General features: G+C 68.8%; 24 protein-coding genes. 9 read left to right on the top strand and 15 right to left on the bottom strand.

What is annotated here, in order from left to right:
* Positions 1-121 precede the first annotated feature (121 nt).
* The 10 genes from ABD830_RS42310 to ABD830_RS42265 form a co-directional block, all read right to left on the bottom strand.
* On the bottom strand, positions 122-883 hold the full coding sequence (locus ABD830_RS42310) for an SDR family oxidoreductase (RefSeq protein WP_345000066.1): 762 nt from the start codon (positions 881-883) through the stop codon (positions 122-124).
* Positions 880-1,923: a zinc-dependent alcohol dehydrogenase gene (locus tag ABD830_RS42305; RefSeq protein WP_345000064.1), complete on the bottom strand. Its 1,044-nt coding sequence runs from the start codon at positions 1,921-1,923 to the stop codon at positions 880-882. The genes ABD830_RS42310 and ABD830_RS42305 overlap by 4 nt, the downstream gene beginning before the upstream one ends.
* Entirely contained in the window at positions 1,920-2,357 is a 438-nt protein-coding gene (locus tag ABD830_RS42300; protein WP_345000062.1) for an RbsD/FucU domain-containing protein, read from the bottom strand. The genes ABD830_RS42305 and ABD830_RS42300 overlap by 4 nt, the downstream gene beginning before the upstream one ends.
* Positions 2,348-3,247 (bottom strand): amidohydrolase family protein, encoded by a 900-nt coding sequence (locus ABD830_RS42295; RefSeq protein WP_345000060.1) that lies wholly within the window; start codon positions 3,245-3,247, stop codon positions 2,348-2,350. The genes ABD830_RS42300 and ABD830_RS42295 overlap by 10 nt, the downstream gene beginning before the upstream one ends.
* Complete coding sequence (locus ABD830_RS42290) at positions 3,240-4,565, bottom strand: L-fuconate dehydratase (protein WP_345000058.1); 1,326 nt, start codon at positions 4,563-4,565, stop codon at positions 3,240-3,242. The genes ABD830_RS42295 and ABD830_RS42290 overlap by 8 nt, the downstream gene beginning before the upstream one ends.
* Positions 4,566-4,655: 90 nt before the next feature.
* On the bottom strand, positions 4,656-5,699 hold the full coding sequence (locus ABD830_RS42285; protein ID WP_345000056.1) for an ABC transporter permease: 1,044 nt from the start codon (positions 5,697-5,699) through the stop codon (positions 4,656-4,658).
* On the bottom strand, positions 5,692-7,254 hold the full coding sequence (locus ABD830_RS42280; RefSeq protein ID WP_345000053.1) for a sugar ABC transporter ATP-binding protein: 1,563 nt from the start codon (positions 7,252-7,254) through the stop codon (positions 5,692-5,694). The genes ABD830_RS42285 and ABD830_RS42280 overlap by 8 nt, the downstream gene beginning before the upstream one ends.
* A 52-nt stretch (positions 7,255-7,306) precedes the next feature.
* On the bottom strand, positions 7,307-8,368 hold the full coding sequence (locus ABD830_RS42275; protein WP_345000051.1) for a sugar ABC transporter substrate-binding protein: 1,062 nt from the start codon (positions 8,366-8,368) through the stop codon (positions 7,307-7,309).
* Positions 8,369-9,114: 746 nt separating this feature from the next.
* Positions 9,115-10,332: a sensor histidine kinase gene (locus tag ABD830_RS42270; RefSeq protein WP_345000049.1), complete on the bottom strand. Its 1,218-nt coding sequence runs from the start codon at positions 10,330-10,332 to the stop codon at positions 9,115-9,117.
* A gap of 74 nt (positions 10,333-10,406) precedes the next feature.
* Positions 10,407-11,060, bottom strand: a complete 654-nt coding sequence (locus ABD830_RS42265; RefSeq protein WP_345000047.1) for a response regulator transcription factor — start codon at positions 11,058-11,060, stop codon at positions 10,407-10,409.
* A 128-nt stretch (positions 11,061-11,188) separates the two neighbouring features.
* Here ABD830_RS42265 and ABD830_RS42260 point away from each other — a divergent pair, with 128 nt between their 5' ends.
* From ABD830_RS42260 to ABD830_RS42225, 8 genes are all read left to right on the top strand, one after another.
* On the top strand, positions 11,189-12,457 hold the full coding sequence (locus ABD830_RS42260; protein WP_345000045.1) for an alpha/beta hydrolase family protein: 1,269 nt from the start codon (positions 11,189-11,191) through the stop codon (positions 12,455-12,457).
* A gap of 10 nt (positions 12,458-12,467) precedes the next feature.
* Positions 12,468-13,880 (top strand): S41 family peptidase, encoded by a 1,413-nt coding sequence (locus ABD830_RS42255; RefSeq protein WP_345000043.1) that lies wholly within the window; start codon positions 12,468-12,470, stop codon positions 13,878-13,880.
* Between the two features lie 15 nt (positions 13,881-13,895).
* Complete coding sequence (locus ABD830_RS42250; protein ID WP_345000041.1) at positions 13,896-14,438, top strand: hypothetical protein; 543 nt, start codon at positions 13,896-13,898, stop codon at positions 14,436-14,438.
* On the top strand, positions 14,435-15,496 hold the full coding sequence (locus ABD830_RS42245; RefSeq protein WP_345000039.1) for a peptidoglycan-binding protein: 1,062 nt from the start codon (positions 14,435-14,437) through the stop codon (positions 15,494-15,496). Before ABD830_RS42250 ends, ABD830_RS42245 begins: the two co-directional genes overlap by 4 nt.
* Positions 15,497-15,501: 5 nt before the next feature.
* Positions 15,502-16,152, top strand: coding sequence for an ABC transporter ATP-binding protein (locus tag ABD830_RS42240; RefSeq protein WP_345002238.1), 651 nt, complete (start codon positions 15,502-15,504; stop codon positions 16,150-16,152).
* On the top strand, positions 16,153-17,358 hold the full coding sequence (locus ABD830_RS42235; RefSeq protein WP_345000037.1) for an ABC transporter permease: 1,206 nt from the start codon (positions 16,153-16,155) through the stop codon (positions 17,356-17,358).
* Positions 17,359-17,993: 635 nt separating this feature from the next.
* Complete coding sequence (locus ABD830_RS42230) at positions 17,994-18,509, top strand: hypothetical protein (RefSeq protein WP_345000035.1); 516 nt, start codon at positions 17,994-17,996, stop codon at positions 18,507-18,509.
* An 88-nt stretch (positions 18,510-18,597) separates the two neighbouring features.
* Positions 18,598-19,548: a phosphotransferase family protein gene (locus ABD830_RS42225; protein WP_345000033.1), complete on the top strand. Its 951-nt coding sequence runs from the start codon at positions 18,598-18,600 to the stop codon at positions 19,546-19,548.
* Between the two features lie 135 nt (positions 19,549-19,683).
* Here ABD830_RS42225 and ABD830_RS42220 read toward each other — a convergent pair whose 3' ends face one another.
* From ABD830_RS42220 to ABD830_RS42210, 3 genes are all read right to left on the bottom strand, one after another.
* Positions 19,684-19,950, bottom strand: a complete 267-nt coding sequence (locus ABD830_RS42220) for a hypothetical protein (RefSeq protein WP_345000031.1) — start codon at positions 19,948-19,950, stop codon at positions 19,684-19,686.
* A gap of 94 nt (positions 19,951-20,044) precedes the next feature.
* Positions 20,045-20,803 (bottom strand): peptidoglycan recognition protein family protein, encoded by a 759-nt coding sequence (locus ABD830_RS42215; RefSeq protein ID WP_345000029.1) that lies wholly within the window; start codon positions 20,801-20,803, stop codon positions 20,045-20,047.
* A gap of 3 nt (positions 20,804-20,806) precedes the next feature.
* The gene (locus tag ABD830_RS42210) at positions 20,807-21,055 is read right to left on the bottom strand and encodes a hypothetical protein (RefSeq protein ID WP_345000027.1); all 249 of its coding nucleotides are present in this window, start codon (positions 21,053-21,055) and stop codon (positions 20,807-20,809) included.
* A 177-nt stretch (positions 21,056-21,232) separates the two neighbouring features.
* Between ABD830_RS42210 and ABD830_RS42205 the strand changes: the two genes are divergently transcribed.
* Positions 21,233-21,454, top strand: coding sequence for a hypothetical protein (locus ABD830_RS42205; protein ID WP_345000024.1), 222 nt, complete (start codon positions 21,233-21,235; stop codon positions 21,452-21,454).
* On the opposite strand, the gene ABD830_RS42200 is transcribed toward ABD830_RS42205, so the two are convergent.
* Both ABD830_RS42200 and ABD830_RS42195 read right to left on the bottom strand, forming a co-directional pair.
* Positions 21,417-21,635, bottom strand: coding sequence for a hypothetical protein (locus tag ABD830_RS42200; RefSeq protein ID WP_345000022.1), 219 nt, complete (start codon positions 21,633-21,635; stop codon positions 21,417-21,419). The two genes, ABD830_RS42205 and ABD830_RS42200, sit on opposite strands and share 38 nt — an antisense overlap.
* Complete coding sequence (locus tag ABD830_RS42195) at positions 21,628-24,732, bottom strand: phage tail protein (protein WP_345000020.1); 3,105 nt, start codon at positions 24,730-24,732, stop codon at positions 21,628-21,630. Before ABD830_RS42195 ends, ABD830_RS42200 begins: the two co-directional genes overlap by 8 nt.

Raw genomic sequence — 24,732 nt, 5'->3', positions numbered from 1 at the left:
GTGTGCTCCTGGGGAGTGCGAGTCGGGCGGCCGCCGGCCGGCGGGCGAGACCACGAAGCGGGCGCCGGCTGCCATGGCCCGCCCACCTGCTCGGGGGAGAGCACGGTGCCGGCGCCCATAGTCATCGGCCCAGCCATCCGCCGTCGACGGGGAGGACGGCGCCGTGCACGTAGGCGGCGCCGTCGGAGGCCAGGAACACGGTGGCGCCCGCGAGATCGTCGGCGGTGCCCCACCGCCCGGCCGGGATGCGGTCCAGGATCGCCCGGCTGCGCGCCGGATCGTCCTGGAGAGCCTGAGTGTTGTCGGTAGCGATGTAGCCGGGCGCGATGGCGTTGACGTTGACGCCGTGCGGGGCCCACTCGTTGGCCAGCGCCTTGGTCAGGCCGGCGACACCGTGCTTGGCGGCGGTGTAGCCGGGCACATTGATGCCGCCCTGGAAGCTGAGCAGCGACGCCGTGAAAATGATCTTCCCGTAGCCTCGGGACACCATCGCCGCGCCCACCGCCCTGGTCAGCTTGAACTGAGCGCTGAGGTTGACCTGGAGGACCAGCTCCCAGTCGGCGTCGGCGTGTTCGGACGTCGGGGCGCGGCGGATGGTGCCCGCATTGTTGACCAGGATGTCCACCGGTCGCTCACGTCCAGCGAGGTCCGTGGCCAGGGCCCGGACGGCCTCGGTGTCGGCGAAGTCGGTGCGGATCGCCTCGAAGGTACGGCCTGCGGCAATGACGTCCTTCTCGACGGCGCTGCCGGACTCCTCCAGGTTGGCGCTGACGCCGATGACGTCGGCGCCGGCCTCGGCCAGCGCCCGGGCCATGGCCCGGCCGATGCCGCGCCGGGCGCCGGTGACAACGGCAAGTCTTCCCGTGAGGTCGAAGGCAGTCATACGGCTGCTCCCTGTGCGTCGTCGGTGCAGTCCACGAGGATCTTCATGACGTCGCCACCCGCCTCGAGCGCTTCGAACGCGGCGGGCGCCTGGGTGAGTGGTACCACCTTGCTGATCAGCTGCTCGGCGGGGATGGTGGCGTCGGCAACCAGCGTGACCGCCTTCTCGAAGTCTGAACGGTCGTACAGCCTTGCGCCGATGAGGGTCAGTTCGCGCCAGAAGAACCGATGCAGGTCGACCTCTCGAGGCCGGGGGTGGATGGCCACGAGGCACAGCCGGCCGCGTACGCCCAGCACTTGGACCGCGGTGTCCACACCGCCTGCCGCGCCGGAGACCTCGAATGCGACATCCGCGCCTGCGTCGCCGGTCCACTGCCGGACCAGTTCGGGCACGTCCTCGGCAGCCGGGTTCCAGGCGGTCAGCCCCAACTTCTGCGCCAGGATCCGCCGGTGGCCGCTCAGCTCCACCACGCGGACTTCGGCACCGGTGGCGCGCGCGACCAGCGCGATCAGGATGCCGATGGGTCCGCCGCCCACGACGACCACCCGCTCACCGTCCCGCACTCGGGCCCGGCCCACGTCGTGTACCGCCACCGCAGTGGGTTCGACGAGCGCGGCGCGGTCCAGGGGGAGCGAATCGGGCAGCCGTACGAGGGTGGCGGCGGGCACGATCCAGCGCTGCTGCATCGCGCCCGGGGAGTCGATACCGATGAAATCCAGGTGCTGGCAGATGTGCTGGTTGCCTGCGCGGCAGGCGGGGCAGCTGTCGTCCCAGCGCAGCGGCATCACGGTGACCGCGTCGCCGGGCCGCCAGCCTTCGACGTCCGGCCCGACACGGAGGACACGGCCGGACATCTCGTGCCCCAGGACCGCGGGTGTGCTGACCCGGGCGTCCATGTCACCGTGGAAGATGTGGAGATCGGTGCCGCAGATGCCGACGTAGGCGGGGGCCAGCTCGACCTCACCCGGTCCCGGGGAGGTGGGTTCGACGGGCGCCGTGTCCAGGGTTCGGGCAGCCGTGTAACGGACGGCGAGGGTCATCGTGTTCTCACGGTCCTTTCAGTGCGAACGCCGATGGTCAACAGCAGGTTCGCGTAGGTACGGATGTCGGCGGTGACGATCGCCAGCGCCAGGTCGGGTGAGCGGGCGGCGTCGTAGAACTCGAAGCGGCTGAGTTTCTCGACCGGGACGGGCGCCAGCTTCGAGCGGTACTCGGTGACGGCCGGCGGCTCCGGTGCGCCCTCGGGGGGCACCATCACCTGGGCCGACTCGACGGGCAGGGCCCGCAGCAGGACGTCGAGCACGACGGTGACGTCCAGCAGGCCGGGGGCCAGGTTGAGGTGGACCGTCCTGGCACGCTCGCCGGCGGCGGTGCTGGCGGGGTAGTGGCCGTCGGCGAGCAGGACGCGGGCGCCGTGGCCGGCTCCGGCCAGGGCTTCGAGGATTCCAGGGTGCAGCAGTTCGGTCAGGAGCATGGGGCGGTCCTCCCGTCGGCGGATGTCAGGCCGTAGAAGGTGGTCGCAGTGTCGGCGAGCACGGCGTCGGTCTCGATGGCGGAGCAGCCGCTCAGGAGTACCTCGACGGTGGCGGCCCAGCGGTTCCAGCCCCCCGCCAGGACGCATACCGGCCAGTCGGAGCCGAACATCAGCCGCTCGGGGCCGAAGGAGGAGAGCAGGACGTCCCACACCGGGCGGATGTCCGCGATCGTCCACTTCTCGGGGTCGGCTTCCGTGACCAGCCCGGACACCTTGCACCGCACTTGCGGGTGCCCGGCAAGCAGTCTCACGTTCTGTTCCCAGCCGGCCAGATCCTGCCGGACGATAGGGGGCTTGCCCGCGTGATCCAGGACCAGCGGCAGATCCGGGAGGCGTTCGGCCAAGCGGATCGCCTGGGAGAGCTGGTGGCTGCGGATGAGCACGTCGTAGCCGAGCCCGCGCTCCCGCACCGCCCGCAACCCCCGCTCCACGGCGGGGCGTTGCAGCCATTCCGGGTCGGACTCGCTTTGGACGATGTGCCGCACGGCTCTCAGATACGCCCCTCCGGGCCCGGCCCGCAGTTCGTCGAGCACGTCACCGATCGCCGGGGAGGTCAGGTCTGCCCAGCCGACGACCGCGCCGATCAGCGGGTTCTCGTCCGCCAGAGCCAGCAGCTCGCGTGTCTCGTCCACGGACGTGACGCACTGGACGACCACCGTGCTCGTCAGCTGTCGGCCGGCGATGAGCCGGGTCGCGGTCGATCGCAGGTCGTCGAGGCCGAAGGTGCGGCGGATCGGCTCGTGGCCCGCCTCGTCCAGCCAGGGCTGGGGGCGGTGATCGAGGTTCCATACGTGATGATGGGCGTCGACCAGACGCAGGGCGTCAGACACGGGCGGTCCAGACTGGGCCGTCGGGGTAGGCGTACTCCTTGAGAGACTCCGGGTGCATCTGCGCGCTGAGTCCGGGCAGGGCCGGGGCGAGGTAGTGGCCGTCCACAACGCGGACCGGGTCGACGAAGTGCTCGTGCAGATGGTCGACGTACTCGATGACCCGGTCCTCGACCGTGCCGGAGACGGCGACGTAGTCGAACATCGACAGGTGTTGCACCATCTCACACAGGCCCACACCGCCCGCGTGTGGGCAGACCGGCACCCCGAACTTGGCAGCGAGCAGCAGGATCGCGATGTTCTCGTTGACGCCGCCGACCCGTGCCGAGTCGATTTGCACGATGTCCACCGCGCCCGCCTGGAGGAGTTGCTTGAAGACAACCCGGTTGGCGATGTGCTCGCCGGTGGCGACCTTGATGGGGCTGACCGCCTTGCGAACGGCGGCATGCCCGAGGATGTCGTCCGGGGAGGTGGGCTCCTCGATCCAGTACGGCTGATAGGGAGCCAGGGCGCGCATCCAGTCGATGGCGGGCTGCACGTCCCATCTCTGGTTGGCGTCGACCGCGATGCGAACGCCCTCGCCCACGGTCTGACGAGCAGTGCGCATACGCCGTAGATCGTCCTCGAGGTCCGCGCCGACCTTCAGCTTGATCTGGGTGAAGCCGTCGGCGACGGCCTCGCGGGCGAGGCGGGCCAGCTTCTCGTCGGAGTAGCCGAGCCAGCCAGGGGTGGTGGTGTAGGCGGGGTAGCCGCGCTCCAGCAAGTGGGCGATGCGCTGCTGGCGGCCCGGTTCGGCGCGGCGCAGGATCTGAAGCGCCTCCTCTGGAGTGAGGGCATCGCTCAGCCAGCGGAAGTCGATCTGGGCGACCAGATCCTCCGGCGACATCTCGCCGAGAAACCGCCAGACAGGCTTGCCGGCCCGCTTGGCCGCGAGGTCCCAGGCGGCGTTGACGACGGCGCCGGTGGCCATGTGGATGGCGCCCTTCTCCGGGCCCAGCCAGCGCAGTTGGGGGTCGTGGACGAGGGAGCGGGAGAACGTGCCGAGGTCGGCGCAGACCTCGTCGACGGACAATCCGACCACATGCGGGGCCAGGGCCGCGATGGCGGCGGCCTGGACATCGTTGCCACGGCCCGTGGTGAAGGCCAGGGCGTGGCCCTCCAGTCCGTCACCGGCGTCGGTGCGCAAGATGACGTAGGCGGCCGAGTAGTCGGGTTCGGGGTTCATCGCGTCCGATCCGTCCAGATGCTCGGACGTCGGGAACCGGACGTCCATGACATCGAGCGCGGTGATGCGGGCGGATACGGACACAGCGGAGGACATGGCAGCAACTCCTGTGGCGGCAGGCGGCGACACGACCTCCTGCGACGGAACAAAGACGGGGCGGCGTACGGCGGCGTGGGGCCGCCCGGTTCACTCCTGGACCTTGCCGCCCGTGATGCGGGAGATGGTCAGCGCGACCAGGATGATCAGGCCGTTGAGGGCGCCGATCCACTGGGCGGGGACACCCGCGAGGGTGAGCACATTCTGGATCATGAAGAGCAGCAGGATGCCGCTGAAGGCGCCGAACATGGTGCCCTTGCCGCCGTTGAGGCTGATCCCGCCGATGACGGCGGCGGCGAACACGGTGAAGATGTAACCGTTGCCCTGCGCGGAGGCGACGGAGGCGAGACGCCCGGAAAGCATCAGCCCGGCGAGTGCGGCCAGCAGGCTGCCGGTGACGATGACGATCCACAGCACCCGGTCAGTGCGGATACCGGCCGCCTTCGCCGCGTCGACGTTGCCGCCGATGGCGTACAGCGAGCGGCCGAAGCTGGTCCAGCCCAGGACGACGATCGCGACGGCGAACAGCACCAGGCAGATCCAGATAGAGGCGGGTATCCCGAACCACTGGGCGGTGCCCAGGTAGAGCATCGACTCTGGCAGTTGGAAGAAGGTCTGGCCGCCCGAGATGCCGGTGAGGACGCCACGCAGGACGATCAGCATGCCGAGGGTGACGATGAAGCCGTTGAGACCGAAGCGGATGATCAGCAGGGCGTTGGCCACGCCGATGAGCGCACCCACGGCCAGCGTGATGGGAACCGACCAGGCGCCGGGGAGGAGCCCGAGGCCGGGTCCGACGCCGGCCGGCACCACCAGCAGGGCGGCGACGCCGGGCGCGAGGCCCATGGTGGACTCCAGAGACAGGTCCATCTTCTTGACGATCAGGATCATCGTCTGGGCAAGGACCAGCAGGGCGATCTCGGACATGGTCTGCAGGACGTTGATCAGGTTGTCGCCCTGGAGGAAGACCGGGTTGACGATCTGGCCGACGATCGCGATCGCGACGATCGCGGGAACCAGGGCGAGATCGCGCAGCCGGGCCACGGGTATCCGGCCGCCGAACAGCCCCTTCCGCCCGGCCTCGGGCTTCGTGGGCTTGGGGGCGGGCGTGTCCGCGAGGGCGGTTTCAGGCATTGAGGTCCACTCCTTCCATCGCGGCCACTAGGTCGTGGTCGTGCCAGCCGCGGGCGATCTCTGAGGTCACTCGGCCCTGGAACATCACCAGGACCCGGTCGCACATGCGCAGGTCGTCGAGTTCGTCGGAGGCGATGAGCACTCCAGTGCCGCCTTGCGCGGTCTCCTCGACCTTGTCGAGGAGGAACTCCTTGGAGCGCACGTCCACGCCTGCGGTCGGGTTGATCAGCACCAGCAGCAGGGGGTCGTCGGCGAGGGCGCGGGCCATGACGACCTTCTGCTGGTTGCCCCCGGACAGCGCGGAGACCGACAGATCGGGGCCTGAGGTCTTGATCGCCAGTTTCTCGATCATGCCCTCGGCGAGCTGGTCCCGGCGGTCGCGGCTCAGGAACCCTCCCCGGCTGAGCCGTTTGGGCACGGACAGCGTGGCGTTGTCCGCGATCGACATGTCGGGTACGAAACCCTGGTGGTGCCGGTCCTGCGGGACGAACCCGGCGCCGGCGGCGAGCGCGGCGGGCACGCTGCCCGGCTTTGGCTGCCGCCCTGCGATCTCGACCTCGCCGCCGTCGGCGGCCAGCAGCCCCACGACAGTCTCGGCGACCTCGATGCGACCGCTGCCGGCGGCCCCGGCCAGGCCGACGATCTCTCCGGCGCCCACCTTGAAGGTGACGTCCTCGTAAGCCTGGCCGGTAAGGCCCCGGACGCTCAGTGCCGACGTCGCGCCGACGTCGAAGGCGCTCGCCCGTTCCTCGCGCCTGTCGGCCGCCGCCTCGCCGGTCATGGCGGCAATGAGCTCGGTGCGGGGAAGTTCGGCGACCGGCGCGGTCAGGATGTGCTGGGCGTCCCGGAACACCGTCACCATGTCGCAGATCTCGTAGATCTCCTGGAGGTGGTGGCTGATGAACAGGAAGGTCACGCCCTGGCGCTGCAGATCGCGTATTCTCTCGAAGAGTCGGTTGATCGCCGCGCCGTCGAGTTGCGCGGTCGGTTCGTCGAGGATGATGAACCGGGCTCCGAAGGACAGCGCACGGGCGATCTCGACGAACTGCCGCTGTTCCACGCTGAGATCGCCGGCCGACGCTTGCGGATCCACGTCCACCGACCAGGTCGACAGCAGTTCCCGCGCCCGGCTGCGCACACCCTGCCAGCTGATCAGCCCGCTCCGGCCGTGCTCATGCCGGTTCAGGAAGAGGTTCTCGGCGACGGTCAGCGTGGGGATGATCGTCGACTTCTGGTAAACACAGGCCACCCGCTGCCGCCAGGCGTCGCGGTCCGCGAGCCGGGGCGCCGGGCTGCCGCCGAAGGTGACCGTTCCCTCGTCCGGGGCCTGAAGTCCGGTGAGGACGGACACCAGGGTCGACTTGCCGGCCCCGTTGCGGCCGACCAGCGCGTGGGTCTCGTTGGGCATGATGGTGATCCGGGCGCCGTTCAGAGCCACCGTCGGACCGAATCGTTTGACAATGCCCGTCGCCTCGACGACGGGAGGGCCGGCCGGGGCTCTCCCGTCGTGCGCCGGGGCGGGCGCGGGGGTGACTGCTCGCTCCCCGTCGCTCATCTCAACCGCCTTGTGTTGGTAAGCCGTTCTGTTTCCTGACGAGCTCTGAGGCTCAGCCGAGGTTGTTGCCCCACAGGGACGTGTCGGTGCTCTTGAGGCTGGGGACACCGCCGTAGGTGCCGCCGTCGGCGGTGACGAGCGGGGCTGCGAGCTGGTCCTCCAGCAGGCCGTCACGGACCTGGACGATGGTGCTGTCGTGGTCGGTCTTGCCCGGGTTGAACGTCTTCCCGTCCATCGCGGCCTTCAGGTAGTACAGGGCGTACTTGGCGTAGAGGTCGGCCGGCTGGGAGACGGTGGCGTCGATCTTGCCTTCGGCGATGGACTTGAGTTCTTCGGGGATGCCGTCGTTCGAGACGACGAACACGTGCTTCGCGTCCTGTGGACCGACCAACAGGCCCTTCTGCTTGAGCACCTGGAGCGTCCCGGACAGGGCGAAGCTGGACTGCATGTAGACGCCCTTGATGTCCGGGTGGGCGGTCAGGTCTGTCTGGAGCTTCTGCGCGGCGACGGCGCCGTCCCAGTTGGTGGCCTCTCCGAACACCGTGATGCCCGGGTAGTTCTTCTTCATGCAGTCGTTGAACGCCTCGGTGCGGTCACGGCCGTTGATGGAGGCAAGGTCGCCCTGAAGCATGACGACCTTGCCCTTGCCGGCCAGCTTGGTGCCCAGGTACTGGCACGCCTTCTCGCCGTAGGCACGATTGTCGGCGCGGACGACCATGTAGACCTTGCCGCTGTCGGGGCGGGTGTCGACGGTGACGACCGAGATCTTCTTCGCTTCCAGCTGCGCGAGGGTCGGGGCGATGGCGGCGGTGTCCTGCGGAGCCATCGCCAGGCCCTTCACACCCTGGCTGATGAACGTCTGCGCGTTGGCGGTCAGCTTGGCGACGTCGTTCTGCGAGTTGGTGGTCTTGAGCGAGAGGCCAAGCTCCTTGGCGTACTCGGGCGTGTACTTGATGTACGAGTTCCAGAAGTCGGTGTCGGAGCGCGGGTAGTCCACGCCGACCAGTGGCGTGTCGCTCGACGTGGCCGTGGTGCCGGAGCTGCTGCAGGCGCTGAGCAAGATCAGCGCGGACACGGCGGAGGCGGTGGAGCACAGGACAGTTGTGAGTCTCATCGGCACTTCCTCGCACTGATCCCGAAGCGGGGGATGTTTCATGTCGGCGGCATCCGTGTGTCACCGACATGAAGAGATGGGATGTATTTAAGGCCGAATCTGGGGCGCTGTCTACCCCAATGGGCATTTTGCTGCAGAGTCCTCGGTAGATCTCTTATCTGGACATCACCGGCAACGGGTGGTGAGATAGATCCATCCCATCAATTCACATCAACGTGTGCGTGACGGGATCCGGCCATGCCGGCTGGTAGAGGCATGCCACTCGTGGTCGAGATCAACGATGGTGGATCCGGGCTCAGATGCCGGGGCGGCGAGGTAGCGACCGCAGACGCAGTCAAGGGCTCCTTCGAGGTGCCGGCGAAGCTGCGCTTGACGATCTCGTGCGAGTCGCACGTTTCAGTGTCGCGTCCGTTCTCACGCTTGCCGTCGATTTACCAGGCGACGCGGTAGCTCACGCGCCCCTTCAGGCCGTTCTCTGGCGTTCCCTCCGGATCGGAAGGTGAGCGACCACCGCCACCGGGAGTCCGTCTGCGTGATCTTGGCTGGGGGCTGATGTCCCCAAATGCCCCCATGATCTTGACAGACGAAGGGCCCCCGACCCGTAGGTCGGAGGCCCTTCTCGTGGCGGTGGTGGTGGGATTTGAACCCGTACGCCCACCCCATTGGGCCTGTGATGATTCGCACAGTACCTGGGAGGGCGGACGTATCCAGACTCCTCCGGACGGAGGCGGACTGCGCCGGACGGTTCATGCCCCCAAATGGGGAGCAACCGGCTCCCAGTCCCGACCCCCGTCTTGGCTAGGGGGTGGAAAAGTAACGATGACGCATAGGCCGCCTTGCGGGTTCGGCCGGGCGTCGAGCTGAGCGCCGTGGGCGGCGGCGATGGCCTTGACGATGGACAGTCCGAGGCCGAGTCCGCTGTCGTGGCCGGCCCGGGCGGTGCCGGCGCGCTGAAACGGCTGGAACAGTCGCCCGATCTCCGTCTCGGGAACGACGGGGCCGGTGTTGACCACTGTGAGCGCGGCACGTCCGTCCGTCATGCCGGTGGTGACGTGGACGGTTCCGGAAGAGGCGTTGTAGCGCAGGGCGTTGTCCACCAGGTTGGTCACCAGGCGCTCGACGAGGCGGGGGGCTCCGGAGGCCGCTGCGGGGCCGAGGGCGGCGTCCACGCGGATTCCCTGGCGGTCGGCTTCGGGGCGGTGCGTGCGCAGGACGTGATCGGTGATCTCGGCCAGGTCGAAGGGTTCGTGGTGGTCGATGCCGGCCTCGCCGCGGGCCAAGGTGAGCAGCGCCTCGATCAGGCGCTCCTGCTGAGCGTTGGCCGACAACACCCGTTCGCAGACAGCGCGCAGTTGGTCGGCGTGGGCGCCGGGATCGGCGAGGGCCACCTGCACCACAGTGCGTTGCCGGGCGAGCGGGCTGCGCAGCTCGTGGGAGGCGTTGGCGATGAACTGGCGCTGGGCCGTGAAGGAGGCGTCCAGCCTGCCGAGCAGGTCGTCGAAGGTGTCTCCGAGTTCTTTGAGCTCGTCGTCGGGTCCGGTCAGCGCCAGCCGCGCGTGCAGGCTGGTCGCGGAGATCTGCCGGGCGCTCCTGGTGATGGTGCGCAGCGGGCGCAGGACGCGGCCGGCCACGGTCCAGCCCAGGACGATCGAGACGACCGACATGATGGCCAGGGCGATGGCCGACTGGGTGAGGAGTGAGCGCAGCTCGGCTGCGTGCTGGCGCACGGCCTGGGTGCGCATGCGGTCGGCTTGAGCCTGGACCTGTTCGGCGGTCAATCCTTCCGGGATGCCCAGCAGGTGGCGGCCGGCGTCCGGGGCGCCGTCGGCAGCGCCGATCAGGTGGCCGTCCTGCCCGTCGAAGACGACTGCGCTGGTGGAGTGGACGACCAGAGCATAGGTGACGGCGAGCAGGCCGGCACCGGACAGCAGGAAGAGCGCGCCGTAGATCAGGGTCAGACGCATCCGGATGGTACGGCGAGGCCGGCGGGACATGGGCCCTCTCAGACGTGATAGAGGCTGGCGGGACATGGGCACCCTCAGATGCGATAGCCGGACTTGGACACCGTCTCGATGATCGGCGGATCCCCGAGCTTGGCCCGCAGCCGACTGATCGTGATCTTCACGGTGTGGCTGAACGGGTTGGCGAACTCGTCCCACACCCGCTCCAGCAGCTCTTCAGCTGAGACCGTCCGCCCTCGGGAGGCCAGCAGCAGTTCCAGAACGCCGAATTCCTTGGGAGTCAGCTCCAACCGCCGCCCGGCGCGGGTGGCCAGGCGCTGTGCGGTGTCCACGACAAGATCTCCGTGGCGGAGGGTCGGGGGGACGGCGGGGTGGGCGCGCCGCGCCAGCGCGCCGATGCGGGCCACCAGCACCGGGAAGTCGAACGGCTTGGGCAGGTAGTCGTCGGCCCCCAGACTGAGCCCGTCGACGAGATCCTCGTTCGTCGCTGCCGCGGTGAGCATGAGCACCCTGCTGCGGCAGCCGGTGCTGACGAGGCGGGCACAGATCTCGTCGCCGTGCATGCCGGGCAGATCGCGATCGAGCAGGATGACGTCATAGTCGTTCTCCAGGGCGTGCTCCAGCCCGGCAGGCCCGTCCAGTGCCACGTCCACGGCCATCCGTGAGCGGCGCAGGCCGGCGGCGATCGCCTCCGCCATCTCCTCGTCGTCCTCGATCACGAGTATGCGCACTGTCGCCAGTCCTCCCGTCGTCTCCTGCAACCTGCCGAACCGGGAGTTTCAGGAAGGTATCAGCCGCTCGACAACGATACTTTTCTGAAACCGCGGCCTGGATACACCTGTTCGCCATGACAGATGACATGCACAGCACTGCGTTCGGCCGGCGCAGACTCCTGACCGGGGCGGCGGGTCTCACCCTCGGCCTGGCCGTGGCGCCGACCATACTGCCGGCGGCCGCGCAGGCCGCGGCCCGACGGTTGACGCTACCCGCGCCCACCGGCACGTACGACGTCGGCATGGTCTCGCTGCACCTGGTGGACCGCGGACGGCAGGACCCCTGGTGGGACAGCAACCACGACCGCGAGCTGATGGTCACCATGTGGTACCCGGCCAAGCGCGGTGGCACGCCCACTGTCTGGATGCAACCGAAGGAACTGGCCCGCTATCGCACCACGCTCACCAAGGGTCTGCAGCAGGCCGCCAAGCAGCTCGAACTTGGCGACGTGGACATCGACCTGGACAAAGTGCGATTCCCGCTCACCCACGCCCGCACCGAAGCCCCGGTCCGCCCCTCCTCCCGTCCATATCCGGTGGTGCTCTACTCACATGGGGCGGGAGAGTCCCGCTGGCTGGGCACCACGCTCGTGGAGGATCTGGCCAGCCGCGGCTACGTCGTCGTGGCGATCGACCATACCTATGACGCCGACGCGGTGCAGTTCCCCGGAGGGCGGGTGGAGACCGTCCGGCCCGGCCTCGACAAGGACGGCGCCTACAGCGTGATGAAGGTGCGCATCGCCGACACGCGGTTCGTGCTCGACCGGCTCGCCGCCGGCCGCTCGCTGCCCCGAGGACTGGCCGACAGCATGGACCTGGACCGGATCGGCGTGTTCGGGCACTCCCTGGGCGGCTCGACGGCCGCCCAGGCCATGGCCAACGACTCGCGGATCAAGGCCGGGATCGACCTCGACGGTAGCGTCGTCCCGACCGTGCCCGTCAATCCGTCGACAACGACGCCGGAGCAGGCGGCCGAGCTGGTGGGCCAGGTCGCCACCAAGATCGGCAAGCGGCCCTTCATGGTCATGAGCAGCAACGGTGCGGGGCCCCAGCAGCTCGGCGTCCTGATGTCCGGCTTCTGGGACAAGCTGCGCGGCGAGCGGCATTTCCTGTCCATCGTCGGCACGACGCACGCCAGCTACACCGACGCCAAGTCGATCATCTACCAGCTGGCGGCGATGAAGGCCATCCCCGAGGCCCTGACGCGGGCGGTCGGCACGATCGACCCGGTGCGGGCGGCCGCCGCCGAGCGTGCCTACGTCGCCGCCTTCTTCGACCGCCATCTGCGCGGGGGCGACGGCAGCCTGCTCGACGGGCCGTCCGAGAAGTATCCCGACGTTCGCTTCTGCGAGTGAGGAAACCCCCTTGCCCACGATCAAACAGCTGCTCGCCGTGTCCCTCGGAGCCCTGCTCCTGACGTCGAGCACGGCGGCGCGAGCCGCGCAGAACGTCCCGGCGCAGGCTGAGCCATGTGCCGCCGTAACCGGCCCCTCCCAGCCCGCGCAGGTGAAGGCCACCACGATCACCACCATCGAGCAGGCGTACCAGTGCGTCTTTGACCACTACTACGACAGGAAGGTCCTGGACAGCCGCAAGCTGCTGGTCGCGGCGTTCGCCGCGTTCGCCCAGGAGCTGAACCGGAACGGGCGGGATGTGGCCGATGCGGTGATGCCCGCGCTGACGGGCGACCGCGAGGGCGACTGGGACGCCTTCAGCGCCGTCTACCAGCGCGTGAGCAGTCTGCTGCCGGACGATGCCGCGCTGCGGCAGTCGCTGGCCACGGCGACCCTCAGCGGCCTGATCCGTGCCCTGGGCGACAACCACGCCAGGTGGCAGCGCGCCGAACTGCCGCCCGGCTACCAGCCGGGCCAGGAGTACGGGCTGGGCATCACCACCTTCCCCTCCAGCGGCTTGATGACCGGCGCGCCGCAACAGGCACTGCCTCCGCTGTACGTCCGCGGCGTGCTCGGCGGAGCGGCCGCCGAGCACGGGCTGCGCCCCGGTGACGTCATCGAGGCGGTCAACGGTGACACGCCGTTCGCCGGCGGCGTTCTGTCGCCGGGCGTGGTGAGCATGCTCTACCCGCAGTACCCGCAGACCTCCGCGGTCAGGCTCAAGCTGCGCCGCCCGGCCACGGGCCGGACCTGGACGGTGACGCTGAAGCCCACCCTGTACGAGTCCGCCTCCAAGACCGTCGCCGCCAAGCTCCTGGACCACGGCATCGCCTACGTCAAGCTGACCGGCTTCGCACCGAAAGCCGCCGACGCCGTGCTCCAGGCGATCGCCGGCCTGAGGAAGGCGAAGGCAGTGGTCCTCGACGTGCGCGGCAACCGCGGCGGCTCCCCGGAAGAGGCCAACCGGCTGCTGGGCGCGTTCGCGCACGACAAGATCACCGCCTACCTGTGCGACGCCGGCGACACGTGTACCGCCAGCCGTACCGACGACGCCGTCCCTCTGCTGAACCTGCCCCTGGCCGTGCTCACCGACCGCGACTGCGCCTCGGCCTGCGACCACTTCACCTCCGCGGTCAAGGCACACGACCTGGGCACGCTCGTCGGCACCCGAACCGCGGGCATCGTGTCGGGACCGGCCAGGGCGTACGCGCTGGACGACAACAGCGTCCTGCTCCTGCCCGCGCTCTACCACCTCGGGCCGAACCACGAGGTCATCAACCGCAGCGGCACGCCGCCCCACCACTACGTGCGGACGACCGCGAAGGACGTGTCCACGGGGCGCGATCCCGTACTGGCCAGGGCGCTCGCCGTGCTCTCCGACTAGAGAGAAGGACGTCTCATGCGTATCACGACAGTCATTGCGCTCGGCCTGCTGATCACGGGCCTGACCGCGTGCGGGCAGGCGTCGACCGGCGCCCAGGTCGCTTCCGCCGGCAGCCCAGCTGCCACGGCGAATGCCGCCGGCACCACCTCAGGGGAGGACGGCGGGCTGAAGTTCGCGCAGTGCATGCGCGAGCACGGCGTCGACATGCCCGACCCGCAGGGCGATGACGGCAGGATCCAGGTCAGGCTCCCGGAGGGGGCCGACCCGCAGAAGGCGAAGGCGGCCATGGAACAGTGCAAGCAGTATCTGCCCAACGGTGGCGAGCCTGAGCAGGCCGACCCGCAGAAGGTGGAGCAGCAACGCAAGTTCGCCCAGTGCATGCGGGACAACGGCGTGCCCAAGTTCCCCGACCCGGACGCCAGTGGCGGCTTCAAAATAGGCCCCGAGATCGGCATGGATCCCAACGACCCCAAGGTCCAGGCGGCCCGGCAGACCTGCGCCAAGTACCGGCCGGCCGCGCCGTCCGGCGCGCCGACCCAGACCTGGAGCGGTGGGTGACCCGCACCAGATGGGCGTCCGGGATCCTGGCCGCGGCGGTGCTCGCCGCCGCGGCCTGGCTCTGGATCCACGGCGGCATGGCAGCCGCACCCCAGCGGTCGGCGGCGGGCGGCCTGCCCCCGGCCACCGCGCAGGTCTCCCGGGAGACCCTTGTGGACACCCAGACCAAGACGGGAACGCTCGGCCACGGCTCCGCCACGGTGCTGTCCAGCAAGCTGACCGGGACCCTGACCCGCATGCCGGCCGTCGGCGCCACGGTCAAACGCGGCAAGGCCGTCTACCGCGTGGACGACACGCCGGTCACACTCCTGTACGGCTCGCTGCCCGCCTACCGCGCGCTGTCACCCGGGCTCGAGGGCGCCGACGTCGAGCAGTTCGAGCGCAACCTGCGCGCGCTCGGCTACGACGGATTCACCGTGGACGACTCCTACTCCTCCCAGACCGCCACAGCGGTGCGGGACTGGCAGGAGGACCTCGGCCTGCCGGAGACGGGCACGGTGGAGCTCGGCCGGGTCGTGTACGCGGCTGGACCGGTCCGGGTGGACGCCCACGAGGCCGCCACCGGCGACGCCCTCCAGCCGGGAACGAAGGTGCTGTCCGTCACGGGCACCACGCGGGTGGTCACCGTGGAGCTGGAGGTGTCCGAGCAGCAGTTGGCCTCAAAGGGCGCCGCGGTAGGCGTCGAACTGCCCGACGGCAAGACCATCAAGGGCAAGATCACCAAGACCCAAGTCGTCATCGACACCGGCGACGGCAGCGGCGGCGAGACCGCGGACCCGGAGACGAAAATCGAGGTCACGATCGCGATCAGCGGCAACAAAACCGCGTTCGACCAGGCGTCTGTGGACGTCGCCTTCACCGCCTCCAGCCGCAAGAACGTCCTGACCGTCCCGGTGACGGCGCTCCTCGCCCTCGCCGAGGGCGGCTACGGCGTCCAAACGGTGTACGGCACGGCCAGCCGTATCGTCCCGGTGCGTACCGGCCTGTTCGCCGGCGGCCGGGTCGAAGTGACGGGTGACGGCCTGCGCGAGGGCATGACCGTGGGGATGCCGTCATGAACGCCATGGTCGACCTCCACGAGGTGACCAAGACCTACCCCGGGGGCGTGACGGCCCTGGGCGGCGTCACCCTGTCGATCGGGCACGGCGAGATGGTCGCCATCGTGGGCCCGTCCGGCTCCGGCAAGTCGACCATGCTGAACCTGATCGGCACGCTGGACCGGCCCACCACCGGTACAGTCCGTATCGACGGCCACGACGTGGCCACGCTGCCGGACCGCCGGCTGTCGGCGCTGCGCGCCCGCCGGATCGGCTTCGTCTTCCAGCAGTTCCACCTCGCGCCCGGCCTGCCTGCCCTGGACAACGTCGCCGACGGCCTGCTCTACACCGGCATGCCGAAGCGGGAACGCATGCGCCGGGCGAAGGACGTCCTGGTCCGCGTCGGGCTCGGCGACCGACTCGGCCACCGGCCGCACGAACTGTCGGGAGGGCAGCGGCAGCGGGTCGCCATTGCCAGGGCGGTGGCCGGCGAGCCGGGGCTGCTGTTGGCCGACGAGCCCACCGGCAACCTGGACTCGGCCAGCGGGGCGGGCGTGATGGCGCTGCTGCGCGAGTTGCATGCCGCCGGCACGACGGTCGTGGTCATCACCCATGACCGGGAGATCGCCGCGAGCCTGCCGCGCCAGGTGGCCATGCGCGACGGGGCGGTGGTCTGAATGCCCGCGGACCAGCTGTCCCCCGCCCGGCTGCATCCGCGCGACGTGCTGCGTGTGGGCGCGGCCGGGTTGCGCACCCGCCCGCTGCGGGCCGTGTTGTCGGCTCTGGGCATCGCCATCGGCATCGCGGCGATGATCGCCGTCGTCGGCATCTCCTCCTCAAGCCGGGCCGAGCTGGACCGCACCCTGGACGCGCTCGGCACCAACCTGCTCACCGTCTCTCCCGGCAACACGCTGTTCGGTGAGGACGCCACGCTGCCACGCGAGGCCGTCGAGATGATCTCCCGGATAGGCCCCGTCGAGCAGGTCGCCGCGGTGGGCACGGTCGCCGGGGCCCACGTCTACCGCAACGACCGCATCCCGCAGGCGCAGAGCGGCGGCATCTCGGTCCAGGCCGCGTACCTGAACCTGCCTCAGACCTTGGGCGCAGCCCTCGCGCGGGGAGCCTGGCTCAACGCCGCGACCGCGCGTTATCCGGCCGTGGTCCTGGGCGACACAGCGGCCCGGCGGCTCGGCATGGGCGACGCCGGTCAGAACTTCCAGGTGTACCTCGGAGGCAGGTGGTTCACTGTCGTCGGGATCCTCCGGCCGGTGCCCCTGGCACCCGAGCTGAACGCCGCGGCGCTGATCGGCTGGCCGGCCGCGGCTTCCTACTTGGGGTTCGACGAACGTCCCACGACCGTCTACACCCGCACCGCCGACACCGCCGTCGAAGCGGTACGAGCAGTGCTGGCCGCCACCGCCAACCCCCAGGCACCCAACGAGGTCAAGGTCTCCCGGCCCTCCGACGCGCTGGCCGCCCGCCAGGCTACCGACCGCGCCTTCACCGGGCTACTGCTCGGCTTGGGCGGCGTCGCCCTGCTGGTGGGCGGGGTGGGCGTGGCGAACACCATGGTCATCTCGGTCCTGGAACGCCGCGCCGAGATCGGGCTCCGCCGTTCCCTCGGCGCGACCCGCGGCCAAATCCGACTGCAGTTCCTGACCGAGTCCCTGGTGCTGTCCGCCCTCGGCGGCCTCGGCGGCGTCCTGACCGGCGCCGCCGTGACCGCCCTGTACGCGAGCACCCAGAGCTGGCCCGCCGTCGTACCCGTGTGGGCGATGGTCGGCGGGGTGGCGGCCACGCTGCTGGTCGGCGCGATCGCCGGCCTGTACCCGGCCATCCGCGCCGCCCGCCTCTCTCCCACCGGAGCCCTCGCCGCGACCTGACCCCATTCACCAGAATCCGATATCCCACGTCGCGGGGAGCCATGGACTGCGCCGCAGCTCTCCTGCGCGTGCGTTCAATCATCGAAAGGACCCACAAGATGAATCGTGCGAAAGCCGGCGTGGCTGGGCTCGCGTGCGCGACGCTGATCCTGGGAGTGGCCGCCCCCGCAGGCTTCACCTCAGTCAACCGCCGGATCCCGCTTGCTCGACGGCAAGGGCGGGAAGATCGCTGACGGCTCCCGCTACCGGGCCTACTCCAACACCGACTACATCCTGCTCGGCCTGATCATCGAGAGCCTGACGGAAAGCACTCGCCCAAGAGCTCGACCGGCGGCTGTTCACAAATGGCCCATGATCTTGACAGACGAAGGGCCTCTGACCCGCAGGTCAGAGGCCCTTCACAGTGGCGGTGGTGGTGGGATTTGAACCCGTCCGCCCACCCCATTGGGCCTGTGGTGATCGCACATTACCTGGTAGAGGCGGACGTATCCAGACTCCCCCGGACGGACGCGGACCCTTCCGGACAGCCCATGCCCCCAAATGGGGAGCAAGATGATCTTGTCGTGCTGGCGCACCGAGGCAGTTATCGACAGTGATCGGGGTAACACACAACGTCCACAACGCGAAGCCTTCATGTGTCCGCTCTTGAGTTCGCCGCCACCCTGGTCAACGCGCTTGCTTGGCCGACGGTTGCCATCGCGGCCATCATCATCCTTCGAAACCCGCTCTCCGGCGCCTTCACAAGGGTCAGCCGCGTCGAAGCTCTCGGCGTCATCACAGAGTTCGCCCAAGTCGAGAAAGCCCGCGAGGCCGTCCAGGAAGTACTCGCTGACGAGCACAGCCCCAACGTGGATGAGCTCGTCCAGCGCGCCACGGTGCTGGGGTGGCAGCTTGGCCGCATCGCCCCCAGCATCTCGCCGCAACTCGTCGTAGATAGGTCGCACGGCACGCCGCGAGTGCGCTCGTCTGCCTCCGGGATGGGTGAGATCGGGGGCGAGTGCAGTCGTGGCCTCAGAGCGCTGGTGTTCATGCTGAGGGTTGGGTCAGTGTGGTGGTGTGCCGGTGACGGACGGGCGGTGTTGCCCGACCTGTGGGACGCGGCCGTTCTGGATGTCAGCCCCGACACCGCCGCCCGCCGCTACCGCACCTGACGGCGAGCTGGCACCTCATTGAGCGGCGCTCACGCACTGATCGACAAAGCCTTGGCGTGTGCAGCCGTCGGGATGGTGAGATGGCACGATGATCAACCACGACGAGGCGGCTGTCCGACCGTTGACATTGGCTTGGGTGAGCCGGCATCTGGAGGTCGGCGAACGGATAGTCGAAACCGAGGCGCTGCACGGAGGCATCAATGCCGAGATGCGGAGGCTGACCATCGGCACGCGGCACGGAGGCACCCGTGACCTGGTGCTGCGGACCTTAGTCAACATGGAGTACGCCGAGGACTGGCTGAACAGGGAGGCCGGCGCCCTGACCCTGCTCACGGGGACCGACGTGCCGGCTCCTGGACTGGTCGCGGTTGATCCGACCGCCGCGCATTGCGAGTATCCCTCGCTCCTCATGACACATCTGGCGGGCCGAACGGTCCTCGACGATGAGGGATTGGAGACACGCGTCCCTCTGCTGGCCCGTCAACTCGCAGCGATCCATGCGCTGCGGCCCGCCGAGCGGCCCCGGAAGTATGTGACGCTGACGACCGCCGACACCGTCGTGGTTCCGAAGGGCGCCGACGCGGCGGCATGGGCCGCGGCGATCGACGTGATCCGCAAGCCCGCGCCGCCCTATGAAGGACGATTCCTGCACCGGGACTTCCAACCCGGCAACGTGCTGTTCGACATGTCGCCCCCAAGCCCGGCAGGTGCCCGGATCACCGGCGTCGTCGACTGGGCCGCGACCTCCTGGGGCCCGGCAGACCTCGATGTCGCGCACTGCTCCACCAATCTCGCCCTGCTGCACGGCCCGGCGTGGGGTCTGCGGTTCGCTGAGGCGTATGAGGAAGCCGGCGGGGTGCTGGCCGCGGCCACGAGCGAGCGGCTGTACTGGCAGGTGCGGGACGCGCTGGCGGCTTCAGAAGAGGTGCAGGTGGTGTCGCAGCCATGGAGGGAGGCAGGAAGGGCAGAGTTGACGACGCGTGCCGTGGAGGAGCGGCTGGACGCCTATGTCACCGCCCTGATGGACGCGCTGGGCTGAGCCCTGGCGGTCCGGCTGCAGCCCGACCCCATCGGAGGTTCGAAAGCACCCTCTTAGACATGACAAAGTCGCCTCCACCCGCACGTGGCGGGTGGAGGCGACCGGCGTACGCAGGAGTAGGTGAACGCGCCGCGCCTACTGACGCGGCCGTTCAGTCAGCTGCACGAGCGGCAGCCCGTCACGGCCGCGGGGCGCGGCGACGGGGGTGACGGTGCGGCGGCCGGCGAACCACGCCCACGCCACAACAGCGCCGTCGAGCAGCTGCTCGACGCGGGCCTCGTCCAGCGCCCACTCCGGCGGGATGACGCCGAGCGCGATACACAGACGTACGGCGCCCATCAGCAGCAGGGCGACGGCTCCACGCAGCAGGAGCGGCTCGCGAATCTTCCAGTTCAGACGCATGATTTTCTCCTCGAGGCGAGATCGGCCCGACCAACCACGGGGACACGGCTGGCCGGGGGCATGGGAGGCGCGCAGCAGATACAGCCGCGCCAGGTCATCGAGCATGGAAGGTGGCGGCCCAGGTGAGCCGCCCGACAATGCCGTCATCGTCGAGGCCCGCGTCGCGCTGGATCTTCCGGCACACCGCGCGCGAGGCCGAGCCGTAGGCGCCGTCGATGTCGAGCTCATAGCCGAGCCGTGCGGCAGCCTGCTGCCAGTCTCGTACGTCTTCGCCACGGGTGACCGGCGGGTAACGGAGGAGCCTGCCCGGCCAGCCGTCACCGTCCTGGTCGGCCTTGATCAGTCGAGCGACGGCGCTGCGGAAGTCGTCCATGGCGATGTGGTGTGGGTCAGGTTTCTGCCGGTTGACCTCTTTGTGGCCCTTGACCCTGCTCGCAGGCAGGCCGAACTCCTTGCACAGTTCGGCGCACAGCCGGTGGTAGGCGTCCAATTGCTCTGCGAGCCAGGGCTGGCTGCCGTCGTTTTCGGCCTCGATCCCGATCGAGCTGGAGTTGTCGTGCAGCGGAGACGTGGACGGGGCGTTGTGCCAGCAGCGGCCGGCGGCGATGACGTAGATGCGGCCACTCCTGCCGAGCCCGATGTGCGAGAGCGGTCCCTTGAGCCCGGGGCGACCGGAGCGAACGACCCGCAGCGACGGGTAGTCGCCGCCACCGGCCGGGCCCGCGGTGTGGTGGCAGACCACGCCTTGTACCTCCGGCTGTGGGCCGTGGCCGCGGGTTTTCCACCCGCGTACCTCTGTGACCGGGCAGCCGGTACGGCGGGCGACATCAGCGAGTTGGGTAAGCCACGGCATTGGTCAGCCTCCTAGTGCCGAGATGAGTCCGAAAACGAGGGACACGAGGACCGCGGCCACGGCGATGATGATGGTGACGTTGCCCTGGATCCGCCGGGAGCGCTGATCGAGCTCCGTTCGCGTGACCGCGTTGCGCTCGACCACTCGCAGCCGCGTTTCGTGGTCGGTGACGGTCGCGCCCTGGGCGTCGTGCTTGGCAATCAGCACGTCCAGCTTGGCGTCGATCTTGGACAGCCTGTCATCGTCGCTCATGGCACTCCTTGGTCGCCAAGACGGTGAAAAGGGGTGCCGCCCGTCCAGCCCCATGACAACGGGCGGCACGTCGGGAGATCGGTATGTCCGGATGCGGACACGCGCTGGCGGTCAACCGGGAACGTTCTTGACGCGTCTCACCCGCGTCAAGATCACTCGTTTCCCTGGAGATGTTTCATGGCCCGTAAGCCCCCGCCGCCGTACGGTCAACCTCCGCAGCCGCCGCGCAAGGTCACCGCGGTGCACAAGGAGCGGGGCCTGTCCGGCATGAGCCACATGAGACACCTGATGTTGACGATCTTCACGTGCGGGATGTGGGGGCTGCTGGTGTGGCTCCCCTGGTGGATGTTCCGGATGATCTTCAGGCGGAAGAAGAAGACGACGTACTACTACCGCTGACCAGGGCGCTGTCACGCAGCTGCGCCAGCTCGGCCTTGACCTGGTCGAGCTCGGCGGTGAGCTGCTCGACGTGCGCCCACAGCATGGCGTTCTCGTCGAGGGCGTCGTTGCGCTGCCGCCGGGTGACCGCCAGCGTGGCCGCGATCGGAATGGAGGCCTTCTGCTCGGTCTGCTCAGTCATCCGGCTCCTTAATGATCGTGTAGTAGCGGTACGGGGCCTCGCCGTGGACATCTACCTGCGTGCGCAGCGGTTCGACCAGCAGCGGCGGCACGTCCTTCCTGACGGCTTTCACCAGCCAGAACACCTTTCGGCCGGGAGTGCCGGAGATCGTGAAGCGGCCGTTGGCCGGGTATGTGGCCGACACGCCGTCCGGCACATCCCGGCACGACAGGAACACCGCACGGCCCTCTGGCGACGTGAGGTCCTCGAAGTAGGCGGGCAGCTCCACGACGACCAGGCCGTCCTCGTCCAGTTCGACCATGCCCCAGTCCTCCACCCCGTTGTGTGGGCTCTCGGTCGTCGCGTGGACCAGATACCGCGCGCTGTCCGACGGGTGATCGATGATGAACGTCTTCACCACGGAATTGGTGTCCTGCCTCACGAACTGGATGTTCGAGCCGTTCCAGAACGTTCTGAACATGCCGTCGCCCGGCCCTGACTGCACATGCCATTTGAACGAGCCGCCTTCCCCGGTCATGCCGCTGCCTCTGACTTGGACGCGCCCATCCGACAAGGACGTGATTCCGGAGATGCGGGTGGTCGTAGCGGAGTCGACCAAGCCGACGAAGTTTCCATCACCAGAGGCGAGATGGACGATGAACTTCCGGCCGTCGCTGGCCACGGAGCCCATCTGCAGGTTGATATCGCCTTCCACGAAGGAGGTGATGTAGTGGTACTGCGTCGCGTCCTCGTAGAAGCGGATCTCGGTGTCCACGCCGAAGTTCGGATTGATCACCAGTCGCTTCGATGACCCGCTGACGTTACTCGTCAGCCGGCCAACCATATCCAGGTTGCCCGTGGAGGCTGACAGGCCGAAGGTTTGAGCGCCCGTCGAGTTGTAGCCGCGCATCCCGAAGGTGTCGAGCTCAATCCGCGAGCCGGTGTTGCCCGAGCGGAGGCTGAAGCTGCCGGAGCTGTCAAGCCCGATGGTCTGCAGACCGCCGTTGTTGTACCCGCGCAGGCCAGTGCCGTCGAGCTGGATACGTGGACTGCCTGACCCCGCAGTGCGCAGGGTGAAGCTGCCGCTGTTGGAGATCGTCACCAGCTCGACACCGGCAGCGTTGTAGCCGTGCAGGCCGCTGGCGTTGAGCTCGACCCTCTCGCCGGCGCTCGCCGTGCGGATGCTGGCGCCGATCAGCCAGTTTGACTTGATCTCGCCCGCACTCACCTTGTCGACGGTCAGGTTCGTGATGTGCGCGTCATCGATCAGCAGCGCTGTCACCGGCGCGGCAGCAGACGGATCGCTCCGATTACCGGAGGCGTCGACCGCGATCACCTTGACCTGCCGCAGGCTGGTGTTGGCCTCCGGCACCGTACCGACCGCGGGGATCTGCGCCTGCATCATCCCGGCGTTCGCCGCGACCACCCCGCGCAGGGTCGTCTCGTCCGGGGTGAAGCCAGCGGTCGCACCGACGTGCACTTCGAGACGATCGAGGTCGAGCTCAAGATTCCATTCGCCTCCCGAGGCTCGCCCGAGCGTGTGCGTGATCTGGATGGCGATCAAGCTGGCCGCGACCGTCGGTGCCGCCGGCGTGCTCGGTGGGATGGTGTCCGGTTGGGCGACCGCCGTTTCGACGGTGCTCCACTGGCCCCTGTTGTTGTTGGCGTCGACAGCCCGGATGCGCCAGTCGTATGCCAGGCCGGGTGTCAGGTCGAGCACCATCGTCTGCAGCGTGCCCCAGGCGGCGTACGTGGTCTGCCAGCCTTCGGTGGCGGCCGGGGAGACACCGAACTCGATCTCGAAGTGGGCACCGTCCAAGATCGTGGACCCGTCGCTATTCAGCGGCTGCTCCCACCGGAGTAGCATCCTGGCGCGCGTCGTGCCGTCCGGGCCGATGTAGACGCTCGACTCGAATGGCAGCACCCAAGTCACCGGGCCGGGCACCGTCGAGTCCGGGATCGGGCGCGGGCCGACCGGCTCGCTGCCGCGGCCCGACAAGGACTGGAGTAGATCTCCCACGTCCACGGTCGTTTGGCCGCCCTCGTGGGCGACGTACGGCGTCAGGTCCAGCCAGTCGCCGCCTGGCCCCCGATACGCGACCGTCATCTCTGGCCCGACCGGCCAGGACGCGCCCACCATCCTGAGGCGAACCGGATGGATGAGTTCGCCTCGGAACATGATCTCGTTCTTCGGGTCGATTAAATCCGTGTCCGGGTCGTACACCCACGCCCAGTCGCCTGGCTTGAACGCTCCGGACACGTCGTAGTCATCCGTGGTCATCCTCATCTGCGACCTCGGGGTGACGTACTGGTCGAGCTGGTACTGCGCTCGCGCCTGCGCGTTGCCGCCCGACGTGGTGCTCTCGCTGATGATGCGGGTCCGCTTGACCGGTTGGCCGCGCAGATCGCGGTACGGGACGTCCGTGTTGTTCGCGGCGGCCGTCACGACCGAGCTGCCGTTGCCCTCGGCGAGAAGCACGACCCGGCTGGTCCAGTCCGCCACGGTCTGCGCGACGCCCATGTCGCCGCGCAGACCGCGCAAGGACATGTCGTCCCCGTCCGTATTGCGATTCGGGCGCTTGCGAACGATCACTGTGGACGGGGTGTCCTCGTACAGGTCGGACGCCAGGCCCGCATCCAGCTTGCAGCTGCCCGTCACGCGCCACTCTGCGCCCATCGTGGCGCACACGTACGCCACCGCCTTGCGCTTGGACTGCCAGACGTGCGTGCTCCGGTAGATGCCTGGCACCGAGTGCAGGGTGCCCTCCACCACTGCGGTGCCCGTGCCCAAGATGGCTCGGATCGCCTGGGCGAAGCTGCCGTTGATGGAGACAGGCGTCTCCAGCACGTCGCCCTTACCGTCCGCGTCGCCGAGCCACAGCGCGGTGGACTGGCCGCTGATCTGCTTGCGCAGATGGTCCACGTCGCGTGCGGTCACCACACCGACGTACCGCGCCATGTCGAGCAGCCGATCGTTGTACTGGCCCGGCTCCACATGCGCTGGCACGAACGCGATATGCCCGAAATACTCGATCTTGTCCAGAACGGTCTTCGGGGTTTCGTCGACCAGCGTGATCTGCCACGACCCCAGCTCCATCAGCTTCTCGTTGACCGGCAC

Origin of the sequence: Nonomuraea helvata, assembly GCF_039535785.1 — a bacterium.
Lineage (GTDB): Bacteria > Actinomycetota > Actinomycetes > Streptosporangiales > Streptosporangiaceae > Nonomuraea > Nonomuraea helvata.
This window is presented reverse-complemented; position numbering and strand designations above follow the sequence as displayed.

Excerpts from the sequence above, each read along its gene's own strand:
- ABD830_RS42240 (WP_345002238.1), top strand. The coding sequence starts at position 15,502 with ATGGTCGACCTCCACGAGGTGACCAAGACCTACCCCGGGGGCGTGACG.
- ABD830_RS42310 (WP_345000066.1), bottom strand. The coding sequence starts at position 883 with ATGACTGCCTTCGACCTCACGGGAAGACTTGCCGTTGTCACCGGCGCC.
- ABD830_RS42300 (WP_345000062.1), bottom strand. The coding sequence starts at position 2,357 with ATGCTCCTGACCGAACTGCTGCACCCTGGAATCCTCGAAGCCCTGGCC.
- ABD830_RS42225 (WP_345000033.1), top strand. The coding sequence starts at position 18,598 with ATGATCAACCACGACGAGGCGGCTGTCCGACCGTTGACATTGGCTTGG.
- ABD830_RS42270 (WP_345000049.1), bottom strand. The coding sequence starts at position 10,332 with ATGCGTCTGACCCTGATCTACGGCGCGCTCTTCCTGCTGTCCGGTGCC.
- ABD830_RS42215 (WP_345000029.1), bottom strand. The coding sequence starts at position 20,803 with ATGCCGTGGCTTACCCAACTCGCTGATGTCGCCCGCCGTACCGGCTGC.
- ABD830_RS42275 (WP_345000051.1), bottom strand. The coding sequence starts at position 8,368 with ATGAGACTCACAACTGTCCTGTGCTCCACCGCCTCCGCCGTGTCCGCG.
- ABD830_RS42205 (WP_345000024.1), top strand. The coding sequence starts at position 21,233 with ATGGCCCGTAAGCCCCCGCCGCCGTACGGTCAACCTCCGCAGCCGCCG.
- ABD830_RS42260 (WP_345000045.1), top strand. The coding sequence starts at position 11,189 with ATGCACAGCACTGCGTTCGGCCGGCGCAGACTCCTGACCGGGGCGGCG.
- ABD830_RS42290 (WP_345000058.1), bottom strand. The coding sequence starts at position 4,565 with ATGTCCTCCGCTGTGTCCGTATCCGCCCGCATCACCGCGCTCGATGTC.
- ABD830_RS42235 (WP_345000037.1), top strand. The coding sequence starts at position 16,153 with ATGCCCGCGGACCAGCTGTCCCCCGCCCGGCTGCATCCGCGCGACGTG.
- ABD830_RS42280 (WP_345000053.1), bottom strand. The coding sequence starts at position 7,254 with ATGAGCGACGGGGAGCGAGCAGTCACCCCCGCGCCCGCCCCGGCGCAC.
- ABD830_RS42220 (WP_345000031.1), bottom strand. The coding sequence starts at position 19,950 with ATGCGTCTGAACTGGAAGATTCGCGAGCCGCTCCTGCTGCGTGGAGCC.
- ABD830_RS42285 (WP_345000056.1), bottom strand. The coding sequence starts at position 5,699 with ATGCCTGAAACCGCCCTCGCGGACACGCCCGCCCCCAAGCCCACGAAG.
- ABD830_RS42200 (WP_345000022.1), bottom strand. The coding sequence starts at position 21,635 with ATGACTGAGCAGACCGAGCAGAAGGCCTCCATTCCGATCGCGGCCACG.
- ABD830_RS42305 (WP_345000064.1), bottom strand. The coding sequence starts at position 1,923 with ATGACCCTCGCCGTCCGTTACACGGCTGCCCGAACCCTGGACACGGCG.
- ABD830_RS42250 (WP_345000041.1), top strand. The coding sequence starts at position 13,896 with ATGCGTATCACGACAGTCATTGCGCTCGGCCTGCTGATCACGGGCCTG.
- ABD830_RS42210 (WP_345000027.1), bottom strand. The coding sequence starts at position 21,055 with ATGAGCGACGATGACAGGCTGTCCAAGATCGACGCCAAGCTGGACGTG.